18 protein-coding genes are annotated in these 17,978 nt (G+C 42.9%); 1 reads left to right on the top strand and 17 read right to left on the bottom strand.

Going from position 1 to position 17,978, the window contains the following annotated elements; all coding sequences use genetic code 11:
* Positions 1–193: 193 nt before the first annotated feature.
* From ACSAJE_RS00460 to ACSAJE_RS00425, 8 genes are all read right to left on the bottom strand, one after another.
* Positions 194–1,903 (bottom strand): hypothetical protein, encoded by a 1,710-nt coding sequence (locus ACSAJE_RS00460; RefSeq protein WP_458009414.1) that lies wholly within the window; start codon positions 1,901–1,903, stop codon positions 194–196.
* 78 nt (positions 1,904–1,981) lie between these two features.
* A complete protein-coding gene (locus ACSAJE_RS00455; protein WP_458009413.1) occupies positions 1,982–3,493 on the bottom strand; it encodes a family 43 glycosylhydrolase in 1,512 nt (503 codons plus the stop codon).
* On the bottom strand, positions 3,483–3,659 hold the full coding sequence (locus ACSAJE_RS00450; RefSeq protein ID WP_022024071.1) for a hypothetical protein: 177 nt from the start codon (positions 3,657–3,659) through the stop codon (positions 3,483–3,485). The genes ACSAJE_RS00455 and ACSAJE_RS00450 overlap by 11 nt, the downstream gene beginning before the upstream one ends.
* A gap of 81 nt (positions 3,660–3,740) precedes the next feature.
* Positions 3,741–4,685, bottom strand: coding sequence for a transketolase family protein (locus ACSAJE_RS00445; protein ID WP_022024070.1), 945 nt, complete (start codon positions 4,683–4,685; stop codon positions 3,741–3,743).
* A 19-nt stretch (positions 4,686–4,704) separates the two neighbouring features.
* Positions 4,705–5,532: a transketolase gene (locus tag ACSAJE_RS00440; RefSeq protein ID WP_022024069.1), complete on the bottom strand. Its 828-nt coding sequence runs from the start codon at positions 5,530–5,532 to the stop codon at positions 4,705–4,707.
* A gap of 38 nt (positions 5,533–5,570) precedes the next feature.
* Positions 5,571–6,230 carry a fructose-6-phosphate aldolase gene (gene fsa, locus ACSAJE_RS00435; RefSeq protein ID WP_022024068.1) on the bottom strand — a complete coding sequence of 220 codons (660 nt, stop codon included), beginning with the start codon at positions 6,228–6,230 and terminating at the stop codon, positions 5,571–5,573.
* 177 nt (positions 6,231–6,407) lie between these two features.
* Entirely contained in the window at positions 6,408–8,162 is a 1,755-nt protein-coding gene (locus ACSAJE_RS00430) for an aryl-sulfate sulfotransferase (RefSeq protein ID WP_458009412.1), read from the bottom strand.
* 71 nt (positions 8,163–8,233) lie between these two features.
* A complete protein-coding gene (locus tag ACSAJE_RS00425; protein ID WP_022024676.1) occupies positions 8,234–8,671 on the bottom strand; it encodes an acyl-CoA thioesterase in 438 nt (145 codons plus the stop codon).
* 250 nt (positions 8,672–8,921) lie between these two features.
* Here ACSAJE_RS00425 and ACSAJE_RS00420 point away from each other — a divergent pair, with 250 nt between their 5' ends.
* Positions 8,922–10,757, top strand: a complete 1,836-nt coding sequence (locus ACSAJE_RS00420) for an ABC-F family ATP-binding cassette domain-containing protein (RefSeq protein ID WP_458009411.1) — start codon at positions 8,922–8,924, stop codon at positions 10,755–10,757.
* 171 nt (positions 10,758–10,928) lie between these two features.
* Here the strand turns inward: ACSAJE_RS00420 and ACSAJE_RS00415 are convergent, their stop codons facing one another.
* The 9 genes from ACSAJE_RS00415 to ACSAJE_RS00375 all read right to left on the bottom strand — a co-directional run bounded on the left by ACSAJE_RS00415 (position 10,929) and on the right by ACSAJE_RS00375 (position 17,932).
* The gene (locus ACSAJE_RS00415) at positions 10,929–11,129 is read right to left on the bottom strand and encodes a cold shock domain-containing protein (RefSeq protein WP_022024673.1); all 201 of its coding nucleotides are present in this window, start codon (positions 11,127–11,129) and stop codon (positions 10,929–10,931) included.
* 150 nt (positions 11,130–11,279) lie between these two features.
* A complete protein-coding gene (locus ACSAJE_RS00410; protein ID WP_243034716.1) occupies positions 11,280–12,764 on the bottom strand; it encodes an alpha-L-fucosidase in 1,485 nt (494 codons plus the stop codon).
* 21 nt (positions 12,765–12,785) lie between these two features.
* Positions 12,786–13,010 (bottom strand): hypothetical protein, encoded by a 225-nt coding sequence (locus ACSAJE_RS00405; protein ID WP_022024671.1) that lies wholly within the window; start codon positions 13,008–13,010, stop codon positions 12,786–12,788.
* A 12-nt stretch (positions 13,011–13,022) separates the two neighbouring features.
* The gene (locus ACSAJE_RS00400) at positions 13,023–14,261 is read right to left on the bottom strand and encodes a peptidase U32 family protein (RefSeq protein ID WP_118690837.1); all 1,239 of its coding nucleotides are present in this window, start codon (positions 14,259–14,261) and stop codon (positions 13,023–13,025) included.
* Between the two features lie 79 nt (positions 14,262–14,340).
* Positions 14,341–15,009, bottom strand: coding sequence for an O-methyltransferase (locus ACSAJE_RS00395; RefSeq protein ID WP_118690836.1), 669 nt, complete (start codon positions 15,007–15,009; stop codon positions 14,341–14,343).
* 13 nt (positions 15,010–15,022) lie between these two features.
* Positions 15,023–15,418, bottom strand: a complete 396-nt coding sequence (locus tag ACSAJE_RS00390; protein ID WP_118507600.1) for an endolytic transglycosylase MltG — start codon at positions 15,416–15,418, stop codon at positions 15,023–15,025.
* Between the two features lie 2 nt (positions 15,419–15,420).
* Complete coding sequence (locus ACSAJE_RS00385; protein WP_118507599.1) at positions 15,421–15,762, bottom strand: YlbF family regulator; 342 nt, start codon at positions 15,760–15,762, stop codon at positions 15,421–15,423.
* 4 nt (positions 15,763–15,766) lie between these two features.
* Positions 15,767–17,416 carry a ribonuclease J gene (locus ACSAJE_RS00380; RefSeq protein WP_118690859.1) on the bottom strand — a complete coding sequence of 550 codons (1,650 nt, stop codon included), beginning with the start codon at positions 17,414–17,416 and terminating at the stop codon, positions 15,767–15,769.
* A 249-nt stretch (positions 17,417–17,665) separates the two neighbouring features.
* On the bottom strand, positions 17,666–17,932 hold the full coding sequence (locus tag ACSAJE_RS00375) for a DUF1292 domain-containing protein (RefSeq protein WP_022024665.1): 267 nt from the start codon (positions 17,930–17,932) through the stop codon (positions 17,666–17,668).
* Positions 17,933–17,978 lie beyond the last annotated feature (46 nt).

The raw sequence follows: 17,978 nt of genomic DNA, 5'->3' as shown, positions 1-17,978 counted from the left end.
TGCAACCTACCTTTTAGAATAATCGGTATAAGAGTTTTTGTCAAATCTAATACACAAAAAGCACTTGACAATCTAATACAACTAATACATAAAAAGCGCTTGATAATCTAATACACAAAAAGCGCTCTTGTACACCTGTAAAAGGGACAGAACGCTTTTTGCTATATATCAACTTTTTTCAAAGAAGGCTAAATTATTGTGTCAACTGATCCTCTAACGATTTGCGTGTTTTCGCTTCATTCTGGGACCACTTCAGGCACTTGTCATATCCATACTTCTTCGCACTGCTGATCATGTGATTTACCTGTTTCTCAAACGCAGCATCCGACTTTGCATACAACGCTTTCCAAGACTCATTTTTGATGCAGGTTGTAACCTGTCCCCAAACAGTCTTTAATGTGTCATCTTTTGTGCTCAAGCTAAAGCTGGTTCCCGGAGAAACCGTGTATTTACCTTTTTCAAAGTAAGCATTGATGGAATTGGTCTTATTGTAATCGCGCCAATCCTGCTCAATATCGCTCTTCGCTTTTTCTAGATTGCTCTTCCAGTTGACGCTGTTGTAAGTATCTCCGTTGGAGTCTGGGTTTTCTGCATCAATAGACCATGTCGTATTGTTGATCTGCAGGCAGCCGTCGTGGAAACTTCCTTTATAGCCATTACCCATTGTTGTATTTTCATCTGCACGGCACTTACGGCCAAATTCGGTAAATATCGTATTACCCTGATCGTCATAATCCCAGCAAAGTCCTTTTGGTCCGTACTGCAGTGTCATACGTCCTTCCGGTGTCGCAAAATAATTGATCAGTTCCATACATTTTTCCGGATATTCACAGTTGGCTCCGATCGACCAAACAGACTCGCCGCCCTGTGTATTCATACCATAGACGATCGGGCTTGCCTGTTCCGGTTTCATGCAATACATCAATTTACCTTTCGAAGTATGCTCATCTGTGTTATAACTCAAGGATCCTGAGTAGTTAAAGATCGAGAACAGTACACCACCGTTCTGGACTTTTTCTGCCATCTGATCAAAGGTCTGTGTCATGGAATCCGGATCGATCAAGCCGTCCCGGTAAAGATCATTGTACCATTTCAACATTTCCAGATAAGGTCCATTCTTCTCTAGAGCATCATGATACGTTCCGGTTTTTGGATCATACAATCCAATACCAAGCTCATCATATCCATAGTAAGCGGTTGCCGTCGCTTTGACATACATAACCATTGAATCATCCCAATCCGGCCAGAGGGACAGGGCATATACCTTATTACCGGCATCATCTTTGCTGCAGATCTTCTGCATGTTCTTTAACAGTTTATGCATATCTTGCATATCTTTTACTTTTGGATAGCCAAGCTGTTTGTACAGATCCCATCTGACATCCCAGGTATAGAAGAATGACTGGTGTTCCTTACTGCTAAGTGCAACGTTGTTACCAAAACCATATAAAGCTTTGCTCTTGCCATTGGTAATCTTAGAAGTCAGATTTCGGTTTTTGTCTAATGCATCCGGCATCATTTTTTTGATCGTTTTGCCATACTCATCCAACAATCCATCATCATCCCAGTTAAGTAACAGATTTGCCTTCACTGCATTTGGATAGTTGTCGCTGTCATTAGCCCATACAACAATATCTCCCAGATCTCCACTGGTCATTCGTGTCTGGAACACGCCATCTCCTTCCGGAATAATGTTTAGTTCTACACCAAACTTATCCTTCAGGATATCGGCAGACCAGCCCGTCTGCTTACCGGAAAAATTGGCAAGCTGACTGTATACATCCAGCTTGATCACTTCATCCTTCTTCGATCCACAACCACTCAGCGTAGACATCATGCCAACACATAAACTCGCTGATAACAGCAGGGATACCCCTTTGCTTGTAAACCCTTTTTTTCGCATATTCTTCTCTCCTTCCATAAAAGACACGCAGAGCCCCACAGTAACACAAAGCTAATCCGAATTCGAATTGTTTGCGGATCAGTGTCCTTTCTGCGTCCAGGTAAATTCTGTAAACTCAGCCTTCTTACCTGTTTCATCAATAACATACATTGCCAAAAGAACTCCTGTAAAACCTCCGGCAACTTCCGTAGATAGATATTTTGCTCTTGCCTTGCCTAAATAAGCTGCATCGGCTCCCTGTCCACAATAGAAGTGATACCATTCATGTTCACTCACAATGCGAAGATGATATTCGGAAAGATCCTGTGGAAGTGTTACTTCTCCTGCAATACCGATCGCATCTCCTGTACGTAAACGAAGTTTTGCTTTCACACCATCTTCTTCCTGGAAGATCGCCACATCGTAATGCTGGCTCTCGTCCATGTAACAGGTGATACCTGCCTCTTTTGCATCTGTCTTTAAGGTAACAAGAAGTTCTGTCTCAAACTCTGACTGACGGATTCCCAAAAATGTCGGAATATCCTCCTCTTCCAGAGTTACTTCACTTCCGGTCAAAGTGATCGAATGGTCACCAAATTCATAGCGGGACTCATCATAATCTCTCATATAACACCATCTTGGATCTCCTTCACCAAGTGTGTCTAAGGAAACATCATAAATACCATCCCGTTTTTGCACTGCTTTAATGCCCGGAATATCCATTTCCGAATATACGGCTCCATTTTCTCCGGCTTCAAACCAGCCGTCTTCACGCCAATGAACACCTACCAAGAACGTTTCTCTGCCTAAATGGTGGAACGGAGACCACTCACCATTCTGACGGAATCCTAAGCAGACCATAAAAGTATTGCCTTCCTCATCCTGTACCAGATCACCATGGCCAATACCCTGAATACGGTTCTCATTACCACCCAAATTACGGTTGGTAAGTACCGGATTGCCCGGATAGGATTCAAATGGTCCATACGGATCTTTACTTCTCGCATAAGTTACCATATGACCATATTCTGTACCGCCCTCAGCAACCATCATATAATACCAGTCACCGATATGATACAGGTGTGGAGACTCCAGATAACGTCCACCATTACCACTCCAAACCGGTTTCGTTGGCGTTAATTTTTCTCCGGTCTCAACATTGATCTCACACTGCATAATACATCCCTTGCCATCCGGTCCATTGCCATTGGATGTAAAGTATACCTTGCCATCCTCAAAAAACAAAGATGGATCAATACCATCCTGATCTACAAAGATCGGATCAGACCACTCTCCATAAATATCATCTGTATATACATAGAAGTTTTTCTGAAATGTATTATTGTTGGTAACCATATAAAAACGTCCATCATGAAAACGAAGTGTCGGCGCAAACACACCACCGGAACTGTTTACTTTATGTAAATTCACCTGTGTTTTGCGGGTCAGACAATGTCCGATCAGCTTCCAGTTGACCAGATCATCACTTTCAAAAATCGGCACTCCCGGAAAATACTGAAATGAACTGCAAGCCAAATAAAATTTGCCATTTGCACGGCAGACACTTGGGTCCGGCCAAAATCCTCTAACAATTGGATTACTAACTACCATAATTTGTTCCTCCTTTGAAAAAATTTCCTTTGAAAAAATTAATCATACGTCTACTATATCTTAAACCTGCCATTGTCGCCATAACTTTTGCGACATATTTTAGCACAAAACGGACATCACAATCTCCATTCGGATCAAACACAATCTTGACAATGTCACGCCACATAACAGCAATTTCCTATCAATCAAAAAAGGCAGGAAAGCTATTGCATTTCCTGCCTTTTCGTTTTGTTATGATCTACTTTGCTTACGCTTCCACAAAAGCCTTTACCTTCTTGTAAATGCCCTCGCTGTCTAACTCATATTTCTTGAGCAGCTCAACTGCAGGACCAGACTCACCAAAGGTATCATTGACACCAATCTTATATACCGGCGTCGGTGCCTTAGCACACAGACAGTCACAAACCGCACTGCCAAGTCCGCCAATAATGGAATGTTCCTCAATTGTAACTACCTTGCCTGTTTTCTTAGCTGCGCTGACAACCAGATCCTCATCCAACGGCTTGATCGTATGAATATTGATGACCTGTGCGTCAATGCCATCCTGTGCCAACTTCTCAGCAGCAACCAATGTCTCCGAAACTTCCAGTCCGGTTGCGATCAATGTAACGTCTTTACCCTCGCGAAGAACAACACCTTTGCCAAGCTCAAACTTGTAATCCGGATTATCATTGATCACCGGCACTGCCAAACGGCCAAAGCGGATATATACCGGTCCCTCGTGATCAAGTGCTGCCTTAACGGCTGCCTTGGCTTCTACATCATCGGATGGATTCATCACAACCATTCCAGGAATCGTGCGCATTAACGCCAGATCCTCACAGCACTGATGCGTTGCTCCATCTTCACCAACGGAAATACCGGCATGTGTCGCACCGATCTTTACGTTCAGCTTTGGATATCCTACGGAATTACGAACCTGCTCAAAAGCACGTCCTGCCGCAAACATTGCGAAAGAACTAACAAATGGAATCTTGCCTGTTGTTGCAAGTCCTGCCGCAATACCTACCATGTTACACTCTGCGATACCACAGTCAATATGTCTATCCGGAAATGCCTTTTTGAAAATGCCGGTCTTAGTTGCTGCAGCAAGATCTGCATCTAATACGACCAGATTTGGATATTCTTTACCAAGTTCTGCAAGGGCATTACCATAACTTTCTCTTGTAGCAATTTTCTTAACCTCTGCCATTTTAATCCTCCATTCTGCCTTATAATGCTGCTCCGGCTTTCTCTAACTCTTCCATTGCCTGTGCATACTGCTCATCGTTCGGTGCAGAACCATGCCAGCTTGCCTGATTCTCCATGAAAGAAACGCCCTTTCCTTTGACACTCTTGGCAATGATCGCCGTTGGCATTCCCTTAGTCTCACGAGCCTCACGGAATGCAGCATCAATCTGCTCAAAGTCATGTGCATCAATCTCAATAACATGGAAATTAAATGCCTTAAACTTGTCCGGGAGCGGATATGGAGAACATACATCCTCAATATCTCCATCGATCTGTAAGCCATTGTTATCAACAACAAACACCAGATTATCTAACTTTCTGGCACCTGCAAACATCGCAGCTTCCCATACCTGACCTTCCTGCACCTCACCATCTCCGAGTACACAATATACGCGGTAAGATGCATTATCGAGCTTGCCGGCCAGTGCCATTCCAACTGCTGCAGAACTTCCCTGTCCTAAAGATCCACTGGACATATCAACACCCGGAATATGTTTCATATCCGGATGTCCCTGCAGATAAGAACCTACATGACGCAGCGTCGTAAGATCCTCAACCGGGAAATAACCTCTATGTGCTAACGTAGAATATAATGCCGGTGCAATATGTCCCTTTGATAACACAAAACGATCTCTATCTGCTTTCTTCGGATCCTTCGGATCAATATTCATCTCTTCAAAATATAAATAAGTTAAAATGTCTGCAGCAGATAACGATCCACCCGGATGACCGGACTTTGCGCTGTGTACTGCTGTAACGATTCCTTTACGAACCTCGTTTGCCATTTTCTTTAATGCTAATGTGTCCATAACTACCTCCTTGCCTGTCTGCGTAACGATGCTCTGATCTATTCACCAAAAACAGCCTTGTAATCTGCCTGGAATTTTGCGATTCCCTGATCTGTCAATGGATGTTTGGTCATCTGCTCAATAACCGCATATGGAACTGTAGCGATGTCAGCGCCGGCTAATGCACAATCTGTTACATGGATTGGATTACGGATACTTGCCGCAATGATCTCTGTGCTGATATCCGGATAGTTTGCAAACATATCAGAAATCTGCTCGATCAAATCAATACCCGGCATGGAAATGTCATCCAGACGGCCTAAGAACGGAGAAACGTAAGCTGCACCGGCTCTTGCTGCAAGCAATGCCTGATTTGCAGAAAAGATCAATGTTACATTACACTTGATACCTTCAGAAGATAATACCTTTGTTGCCTTTAATCCTTCTACCGTCATAGGGATCTTAACAACCATATTTGGATGTAATTTTGCGATCTCACGACCCTCTGCGATCATTCCCTCAGCATCTACGGTTGTTGCCTTAACTTCACCACTGATCGGTCCATCTACGATTGATGCGATCTCCTTAAGTACTTCTTCCTGGCTCTTGCCACCTTCTTTCGCAATTAAAGACGGATTTGTTGTAACACCACAAATCACTCCCATATCGTTTGCCTTTTTGATGTCTTCAATCTTTGCTGTGTCAACGAAAAACTTCATAAATAATCTCCTCCTGTAAATATAAAATGGATGCAGCAAACCCCATCTGCTGCAACATAAAACACTGTTTTCAGTATACCGCATTTTGTGTATACGGTCAAATAAAATCGCTATCCTGCATCACGTATTTCGACCAACCAAAAAGGGCAAAACCAGCGTTTTGCCCTTCTTCATTCTTTAATAAAACCAAAAACCTTTCCAGTCATCTTTGTAAACACGGTATAATTTCATCGGCGCCGTATATTTTCGGATCAATTTGGCACCATTGTCTGTCTCATTGATCGACTTAGAATCACTGTCACAGTAGATCACCACTTTCTTATCGACGGTAACATTTCCCTCCGTCTCTGTATGTGGCAATGCCTTTTCTGACTGCAATTGATAGGTGTGCGACGTCTCATCTACCAAATAACGGCAATAATAAGAACTATTCTTGCTGCCCGCGCCTTTTCCCGCATTGTTATTTAATAATTCCAGCCGATAAAAACCCTCTCCGGATCCCTTCGTATATACAATACTGTTTTGTCCATAATGGGAACGGAACAGCTCTGCCGGCTTGGGCGTCTGTAAAATTGATTGAATAACCGGTGTCTGCGTTGGATCCGGATCTTCTCCGTCTGCCAACGTCTTGGTCAAAACCTTCTTCTTCAATCCTTTATAACTTTTCCACTGTGAGGCATCGGCAATAATATAGTCCACCGACGGCAGCAGACTGCCCACGCGGCTTACCTTGAAGACACTGGATAGCTTAGACGAACTAAGTAACAACTGGTTTGTCCCGGTACACTGGATCGAATCCAGCGAGATCCAATTTTTTGCATTGCCTTTCTTTTTGGCATGGGCATACACAGACTTTAACAGTGTATCCATATCCAACACCTGGCTAACCTTTTTGTTCTCCAGATCGATTTTTAACACCTTGCTGCCCACGGTCATATTTTTACGATCAGCTGTTGCCAACAGGTATACTCCGGCACTGCCATCGTATGCATATTCTCCTTGGAAATGGTATCCATATACCGGATACGAATGTGTTACCTGTCCAAGCCTGTTAATGCGCACCAAACAATTTTTACTACTCTGAACAACTAACGAGTCATAAATGATCTGCACATTGCGGCCTACATAGCCATCCGTTGGAATATTAGCACGCAGTATACCGGAATTGTCATACATGGTAATCGCATAATGTTTCTTTCCATCTTTACCTTTCCTGCCATCTGCAAAAACCACATACAACCCATTACTGATCGTCTGTTTGCTATAACCTTCTTCAACTGACAAGCGCCCTGCCAGACCGCTATCATCTGCCGGAAGTGTGATCTGCCATGTTCCCGTCTTCGATAACTCTCCTTTGGGACTATAGAAATTAACAGTTATATAATTTACACGTCCCGGAAGCAGACCGATGATCTGATATTCATGTTCCTTCGTAACATTTTCTGCGCCGCCATTAAATGGTGTACGTGTAAAATCCGCAATATTACGATCATCCACAGATACTGTATAACGACAGTATCCCTTCCCGTCACTCTTAAAATACAAATACATAGACTGCGAATTTGTTCCATATGGATTATATGCCCACAACGGCTTATCAAAAGAAAACTGCTTGTTCTTTTTTACCGTCGTCAACATCTCTTCCGCCTTCGTGCTCTGACTGCCGTCATATACCTGCTGAAGCCCTGTGGACGGTACCGTTACGACATTTTTATTATCGCCGCTTAGATAGAGTTGTTTTATATTTACTTTTTCAACCTTGTCAATTGCTTTTTGCCGGCTGTCAGGCAAAAGATCCCTCTCCTGCGCAAGCAGCTTCTCCTGTTTAGCTGCTTTCTGCTTTGATAAACGGTTCATGTTCCACAGGAACGCACCTAAGATTACGACCATGACCGTACTCGTGATCGCTACCACTCGCAATATTTTCTTCACTTTAATCCTCCATATTCCTGATAAGCCGATCTCTCAAACCATCAGGTATCTCCACACTGACAACGCCAATCCTATTTGTCTGTTGCCGTAATCACAAGTTCTTTCATTCGCTGATAAATCTCCGGGAACTGCCGCTTCATGCGGACCGGCTTCATTTCCTTATCTAGGAAGCAATGTCTGCTTTCCCCTTTGGTTCGAAGCTCTCCCTCACAATATATTTCATAGACAAACTGCATTTTGATCCCATCAAACTTTACCAAACGGGTATGTATCTGCACTTTTTCTCCAAACAAAACCGGTTTAATATATTCACACGCTACCGATAACACCGGAATGATCAAACCATGTTCCTCCATTGCAGCATAGGATAATCCTACCTGTTCCATCATATCCAGTCTCGCCTCTTCAAAATATCGTATGTAATTGGAATGATGAACAATACCCATTTGATCTGTCTCATAATAATTAATACTTCGGTCGTATATTGTATTTCCAATGTTTTTACTCATCGAAATCCTCCATTCCTTTTGACATTATATGAATTTGCCTGTATCATAAGCAGGTACAGCAAATCCTAACATTTCTACATTACCAGGAACAATCCACTGTACCAGTATACCATATTTCATCCAAATATGACAGTACTCAAACTTGACACCTTCCGAAGTGAAGCATTAACCACATAATACTTATTATGTTGTCATGAAACGGATTGAAAAGTGGGCGGTTTGAGTAATAAATAAGCACGGAGGTATTCTGATGAATATTATCAATATTGAACATTTGACACATTCTTTTACAGAGAGACTGCTTTTTGATGATGTCTCTTTTTATTTGAGTGACAAGGATAAGGTTGGTGTGATCGGCATCAATGGAACCGGTAAATCCACCCTCTTAAAGATCATTGCCGGCAAAGAAACAGCTGACCGTGCTGACATCATTATGCAACGTGATCTGCGTATTGCTTATCTACCTCAGATCCCGGAATTTGCAGACACACATACGACTCTTTCCGGTGCGCTTCCGCTCACAGAAGAGATCAGTGATCAGCCGGAAAACTATATTCCACAGGCAAAGTCCATGCTGCATCAGCTCGGCTTTACAAGATATGACCAACCGATCACAGAATTGTCAGGCGGACAGCGCAAACGCATTGCTCTGGTACGAACTTTGCTGACGCCTGCCGATGTCCTGATCTTGGATGAACCGACAAACCATTTAGACAGTGCAATGGCAGAATGGCTCGAAAAGACGTTGCGTGCCGAATCGCGTCCTCTGATCATGATCACGCATGACCGCTATTTTTTAGATAGTGTGACCAATGCCATCGTGGAGATCGATAAAAGCAAACTATACCGCTATGAAGGCAACTATCTGTATTATCTGGAGCATAAAGCCATGCGCGAGGAAATTGCACGGGCAACCGAGCGCAAACGCCAAAGTATCCTGCGAGTAGAGATCGAATGGATGAAACGCGGTGCCAGAGCACGTTCCACCAAACAAAAAGCACATATTGCACGCTATGAGGCCCTGCGCGATATGGATGCACCCGTCACAGATGATACCGTCACGATCAGTTCTGTCTCCTCCAGACTGGGACGCACAACGATCGAACTGGAGCATATAAGCAAGGCATATGAAGATGCTGTGCTAATGCAGAATTTCACCTATACCTTTTTACGTGATGACCGTATTGGGATTATTGGACCTAACGGCTGTGGCAAATCCACACTTCTTAAAATCATTTTAGGACAGATCACGCCCGATAAAGGTACCGTCACCATTGGACAAACTGTAAAAATCGGCTATTTCTCACAAGAAAGTACAGAAATGGATCCCTCTCTGCGCGTGATCGATTATGTAAAAGAAGGTGGCGAGCTTGTACAAACTGCCGATGGAACAATCAGCGCTTCAGCTATGTTGGAACGTTTCCTCTTTCCAAAAGATCAACAATACACCAAGATTGCAAAATTATCCGGTGGAGAACGTCGAAGACTGTATCTGCTCCGCATTTTGATGGAGGCACCTAACATACTGCTGCTCGACGAGCCAACCAACGATCTGGATATTGCAACCCTGACGATTTTGGAAGATTATCTGGATCAATTTGCCGGGATTGTGATCACAATTTCCCATGACCGTTACTTTTTGGATCGTATTGTCCGCCGCATCTTTGCCTTTGAAAAAGGTGGCGTGATCCGTCAGTACGAGGGCGGATATACCGATTATCTCGCTCATACCAATGAAGTCATAACCGTAGCCGATGCCGGAGCACAGGGGCATACTGATACTCAGGCAGTGGTCTCATCCGATGGTCCTTCCAAAAACACACGTGATAACTGGAAGAAAGGACATACCCATACTAAAAAAATGTCCTACCAGGAACAAAAGGACTATGAAACGATCGAACAGGATATTGCCTCTTTAGAAGAACAATTGGAGCAGCTGGAGCAGGATATTGTCGGCGCTGCAACAGATTTTGTCAGACTAAACGAACTAACTGCACAAAAATCTGAAATAGAAGCGGCTTTGGAGCAAAAAATGGATCGCTGGATGTATCTGGAAGAGCTTGCGGAAGAACTGGGTCTGAAATGAATTTTGCGTTAGGAAAGAGAAAAGGAGCAGCCTCTTAAGAGAATCTCTTAAGAGGACTGCTCCTTTGTGGTTACAACCTGTGATAAATTTCTTAACTTTAATAAACAAATAATTATCTATAAAAATCAGAATGATTCATGCATTGATTATAACTCTTGATAAAGAAAGCAATTAGCCAATCTTTACCACATTAGATGCCTGAGGACCTTTTTCACCATTGACAACGTCGAACTCTACCTCTTCGCCTTCGTCAAGAACCTTGAATCCATCCATCTGCAAAGCGGAGAAATGTACGAATACATCATTTCCATTTTCATCTGAGATGAAGCCAAATCCTTTTTTTGCATTAAACCATTTCACTGTACCCTTCATTGTACTGCCTCCTAAAAAACTAAATATAATCTATGTTCCCGAAGTAATCTCCCCGGAAACAAACAACACACTTAAAGTACCACATAATAGTCGGGGTGTCAATGCTGTTTCTCCGTCTTTTTTATCGAATACGAAAATTGTAAAACCCCTTTACTTCAAACGCATTCTGTATACAACAGGTTTATCACTGTCGACAAATGGCGCATGAATGATCATCTTATCTGCTTCGCGTGTATACACAGGTTTCTGATCGTAACCAAGTACACTAAACTCTGTGATAATACCATGAAAATCTTTGCTTTCTTCACCCATACTCTTGACGATCACGTCTTCGCCATGCTGCTGCATTGGAATAATATAAATGCAATCCTCACGACAGGTGAAACGTACATCCGTGGAATCAAAGTCTTTTCTTCCCTCTTCCGAAAACATTCCCTCAACCACTTCCGTATTGCCTTCTGCCTGAACACGCCAAGGATGACTGTCGTAAATGGCCTCTCCGTTGACATCAAGCCATTCTCCGATCTCATTGAGCATCTGCACCTCTTCCTCACAAATGCTGCCATCTGCCTTTGGTCCGACATTTAACAACAGACAGCCGTTTTTGCTGACAATGTCTACCAGATCCTGCAAAATATCTTTGGTCTGCTTAAAACGGTTCTGCTCCGTATAACACCAAGAATTAAACGCCATAGAAGTATCTGCCTGCCAATAAAATGGCTTTGCCTCTGAGAAATGACCGCGTTCCATATCTAAGATCGCTGTGCCAAGCATCATTGCATCATGCTTATAGGAAATAGCCACATCCATTCCCCATTCTACACCACGATTATAATAATAAGCTGCAAACTTTTTCAAATATGGTTTTACCGATTCATGCTGAATCCACCAGTCGAAATAAACCATGGCAGGACGATATTTCTCAACCAACTCCACATTTCGTGCAAGCCAGTCTTCCATGAAGTCTTGTGGTGGCGCCGGACTAAAAAGATCCTGATTGTCCGGTTCCGGCATAGCCGGATAATAAAAATCACCCAATTTCATCGGCTGCTTGATATCGCTGTCAAATTCACAACCATGTCCCATAAAAAATGCGTGTTCTACACGGTGATTAGACTCACAAAAGATCATATCTTCCTCTTGGATCGCCTCTTTCAACTCACCTAAGACGTCACGCTTCATTGCCATTTTCACGCTTGTCCAATCGCTGATCTCGGAATCATACATCTGAAATCCATCATGATGCTCTGCGACCGGCATAACATACTTTGCACCGGCTTTTTTGAATAGTTTTGCCCACTGTTTTGGATCAAACTTTGGCGCCGTAAACATTGGTATAAAGTCCTTATATCCAAATTTCGTATGTTCTCCAAAGTTTTTGCGGTGCCATTCCCATTCTTCCATGTCCTGAATATACATGTTACGGGAATACCATTCATTATTATGAGCGGGTACGCTGAATATACCCCAATGAATAAAAATGCCAAATTTCGCATTTCGAAACCATTTTGGTGCCTCATAGGCAGCCAACGAATGCCAATCCGGTTTGTAAGGACCTGCTGCAATTACATCATCCGCAATTTTTAAATATTTCTCCTGTACTGTCATGTCGTCAAATTCCTTTCTCATAATCATTCTGACCGCACTGCATCACTTTTATTGCTGAAATCGGTATGTCTTATCCTCCGTGCAATACACGATCGGTAGTCCAAATTCCTGCAAAGCATGAATATCCTCATAAACACTCTTACGCTCTCCGGCTATTCCTTTCTCTGTGATCCATTCCAAGATTTCTTTCATGGTCAGTCCATGCTTCTCATCCGTCTGCTCGGTCAAAACCTGCATCACCAGCAACAATCTCATACGTACATTCTTTACCATTTCTTTCCTCCATTACTGCTCTTCGCGGACGCGTATCAAATCCAACTCATCCGGTTTCTGACTAAACAACACGTGTATTTTCTGCTTCGGATGCGGACAATTCTCAATGAATCTGCCATCTTCATCCTTCATCTTTTCAACGGTAACAAGCACATTTTCACCGGAAGGCTTCATAATCTCTACCTGATCACCTACCGCAAATTTGTTACGTTGCTCCATCTTTACAAATCCCTGCTCATCTGAACTGCCTGCCAACCCCAAATACGTATACTTTTTAACATACGTATTGTTGTCATATATCTGTGATTCATGCGTTGTCGGTCCATAGAAAAATCCTGTCGTAAACTGACGATACGTACACTTAGAGATCTCATCCCGATAGTGATCCAGATTAGCCGCATACAGCTCCGGTGAATCAAAATAATCGTCAATTGCCTGTCGATAGGTTCTCGCTACGTCAGCCACATAAAGTGCTGTTTTCATGCGTCCCTCGATTTTAAAACTATCAATGCCTGCCTGCACCAGATCCGGAATATGCTCTATCATACACAAATCTTTGGAATTGAAAATATAAGTTCCTCTCTCATTTTCCTCCACAGGTAGGAATTCTCCCGGTCTGTTTTCTTCCATAATATAATACTTCCAACGGCACGGATGCGTACATGCCCCCAGGTTAGCATCTCTGCCGGTAAAATAATTACTTAAAAGGCAACGACCGGAGTAGGAAATACACATCGCTCCATGTACAAATGTTTCAATCTCCAAGTCATCCGGAATATTAGCCCGAATCTCTGCAATTTCTTTAATGGACAATTCCCGCGCCGAAACCACTCGTTTGGCACCAAGTCTCTGCCAGAAAAGATATGTCTCGTAATTGACATTATTGCTCTGTGTACTAATATGAACTTCTATCTCAGGGCACACCTCTCTTGCAATGGTAAATACACCCGGATCGGAAATGATCAACGCATCCGGTCCGATTTTATGCAGCTCCCTGAAATACTTTCGCACACCCTCCAGATCACGGTTATGCGCAGTAATATTTGCCGTTACAAAAACACGTTTTCCATGTTCATGTGCGAAACGGATTCCCTCTGCCATATCCTCCATCGAGAAATTTTTAGCCTTTGCGCGAAGTCCGTACATTTCTCCACCGATATAAACCGCATCTGCGCCGTACATTACTGCCACTTTCAGCACTTCCAAGCTGCTTGCCGGTACCAATAACTCCGGCTTTCCATTCTCTAACATATAGGTTCCTCCTAAGAACTCGCTAAACTTCATTATATCTAACAATTATGCAGTTTACAAGCATTATCTTACCGTAAGCTTACATCTGCTTTACATTCGTTTTCTTATAAGACAGCAAGGCACCGTCTCCAACAGGCAATATAACACTATCCCACTGTTCCGAATGTGTCATTTCGTACAAAAACCCCCGCATCCTCCCATGAATCGTGCGGTCTCGACGGCGGATCGCATAGCGTGACTCAATAATATCTCCCTCTTGAAGAACATTATCAGTCACAAGCAGTCCTCCCGGTTGCAATAAATCATAAATAGGATTCAAAAAAGCAGCATATTGCCCTTTTGCTGCATCCATAAATATGAAATCATATTGTTTCTGCTCGCGCACCAGTGCCGCAAGTATATCTGCCGCATCTCCCTCTAACAATCTGATCTTGTCTCCCTGTGGATATTTGGCAAAATTTTCTTTGGCATCCCGAATTCTCGCCGGAACTTTTTCTATCGTATCCAACGTTGCATCCGGCAGCAATTCACTACGCATTAAAAGAGCAGAAAACCCCACTGCCGTTCCTATCTCTAAAACATGTTTCGGTTGTCGCAGACGCAGCATAAACAAAAGCAATGACTGCATCGAACGACGTATGATCGGCACTTCTTTTTGCAGTGCCCACTGCTCTAATTCCTGCATCGGCTCCGGTATCTGCCAAGTCAGTGAATCCAAATAAGTCACCAAACGTTCGTTTACAATCATTGCACTCTCCAATCTAAATACTAACTGTTAAAATGTCAATAATCTCCTGATAGTCCATATTCGTACGCAATACATAGGTTCCCGGCCGCAAGATAACAGTATCCTGCTCCAGCAGTTGTGTTCTCGCATAAAAACTGTACTTATCAACGATCAACCCCTGTTTTTGAAGTTTGTCTGCCACTTCATACATAGACCGGTTCGTCTCTACCTGAAAAATTTTTTCCTGTCCTTTGCCCTGGTCAACCGTTACCGTTCCAAAAACCGCATAACAAAAATGATACCCGCAAATACATACACGGCTGACACCATATAAAATGAGAACCAGCACTAATATATTGACACAAATTGCAAGCAGGTACCGTGCAGAATTCAACATCACCTGCAGTTTTCTGGTATAAGGATCGTTCATCTCTATCCCTCCAAAAAGGATGTTTCCACTGCCGAACCTTCTAAGAACTGCTCCTGCAGCTCTTTGACCATTGCGATATACTGATGTTCTGCAGCAAAAAACTCATTAGCAAGGCCATTTTCCTGGAGATCGGCAAAATCTTTCTGCAGTCCATTATTCCCCTGAATAAAAGCCTCTCCCTCCTGCATCTGGATCCATAGACTTCGTCGTCTGTAATCTCCGATTCTCGCATAAAGCTCTGGATCTTGCTTCAAACGGCTAAGAACATTGATATACTGATTGTATTCATTGGTCTTTCTAAGCCTGTCTGTCAGTTCCGTCATTAATTGTTTCATCTCATTCATGTATTTACTCCACTTCCATGATGATCGGCAGGATCATCGGATTACGCTTCATCTTTTTCCATAAATAATCACTCAGACTATCTTTAATCTCTGTCTTGATCTTGGTCCAGTCTGTTACATGATTGTCGAGACATCTTTCTAATGCAGAATATACCACTTCTCTCGCCTCATCCATCAAATACTCCGATTCTCTGACATAAACAAAGCCTCGTGATACAATATCCGGTCCGGCAAGTAATTGATTTGTATATTTTTCCAAAGTAAGAACGATAATGATCAACCCGTTCTCAGATAAATACTGTCTGTCACGCAATACAATATTGCCGACATCTCCAACGCCAAGACCATCTACCATAATGCCCTGTGCCTGCACTTTTCCGATCAAAACTGCATGGTCTTCACAGAGATCTAACACGTCACCGGACGATAAAATGATCGTATTTTCTTTCGGAATACCCATCTGCTGGGCCAGTTCCGCATGAGCTTTCAAATGCTGATATTCACCATGTACCGGGATCGCATACTGTGGTTTCACCAAAGAATAGATCAATTTGATCTCTTCCTGTGAAGCATGTCCGGATACGTGAGTATCCTGCACGATTACTTTCGCACCCTTTTCCGCCAGCTCATTAATAACCTTGGATACAGACTTTTCATTGCCCGGAATCGGTCTGGAACTAAAGATCACTGTATCTCCCGGCATGATCGATACTTTGCGATGGATATTCGCTGCCATACGGGACAATGCAGCCATCGCCTCTCCCTGACTTCCGGTCGTGATCAACACCAATTTCTCCGGCGGATAGTTCTGCATCTGTTCCATTTCGATCATGATATTGTTCGGTACATTTAAGTAGCCAAGCTCTGTCGCCGTTGAGATCACATTAACCATACTGCGTCCTTCCACGACAACCTTTCTTCCATATTTTTCAGCAGAATTTATAATCTGCTGTACACGATCTACATTCGACGCAAAGGTCGCTACAATAATTCGACTCTTTTCATTTTCCGCAAAGATCGTATCAAAAACTTTGCCAACCGTCTGCTCTGACATCGTGTAACCCGGCTTTTGCACATTCGTACTATCTGCCATCAATGCCAGAACTCCTTTTTTACCAAGTTCACCAAAACGCTCAAGGTCTATCGTCTCTCCACTGACCGGCGTAAAATCAACCTTAAAATCTCCTGTGTGCACAACTGTTCCAACCGGAGAAAAGATTGCCAATGCCGCTGCATCTGAAATACTGTGATTAGTTCGGATGAACTCTACACGAAAGCAGCCAAGATTGATGGATTGTCCATACTTAACCACTTTACGTTTTACCGGCTTAGGCATAACATGTTCTTTTAATTTGTTCTCGATCAGTCCCATCGTAAGCTTTGTCGCATAAACCGGAACATTGATCTCTTTTAATACGTAAGGCAGTGCACCAATATGATCCTCGTGTCCATGTGTTATCACAAAACCTTTTACACGATCAATATTCTGTTTTAAGTAAGATACATCCGGAATGACCAGGTCGATTCCTAACATATCATCTCCCGGAAATGACAATCCGCAATCCACAACAATAATGCTGTCTTCGTACTCAAATGCGGTAATATTCATTCCAATCTGCTCCAAGCCGCCCAACGGGATGATTTTCAATCCCATACCGATCTCGATCTTCTCTTTCGGCGCTGCAACACGTCTGGTCGTCGTTCTTCTCTGTGCTGCCGGCGACGCTGTTCTGCGTGTCCTTCTTACCGGCGCCTTACGTGGCACTCCTCCTTCAAAATCCGTATAATCATCTGTTTCTCTTCTCAAAATCTTACCTACCTTTCTCATTTTTTAAGCGCACAAAAAACAAACCCTCGATAATTACTGTACAGCTTATCAATATAGCTTATTATCTCGGGTGAATTATTCTTGCATTTCTATAGAAACGTCCTCTAAAAGTTCCGCAAATACTTTAGAAATCGCGTCCAATTCCTGTTCGTCTTCTACAAATTCACAAACAAGCTCCTCATTGCCGTCCTCTGCAACTTTCTTCATAATATATGCTTCTGAATCTGCATCTTCCTGCTCTGTTACAAGCAAATAATTTACTCCAGCTATTTTCGTTTCTTCTACAACATAAAAACGAATGTCCTCTCCGTCTTCATTCGTAAAGATAACTTGCTCCGTCATCGTTTCGTCTCCTCCGTATCGCTATAACCTTTATAGCTGCTCTCTA

It is taken from the genome of Jutongia sp. SJQ-6 (genome assembly GCF_054161275.1).
This window is presented reverse-complemented; position numbering and strand designations above follow the sequence as displayed.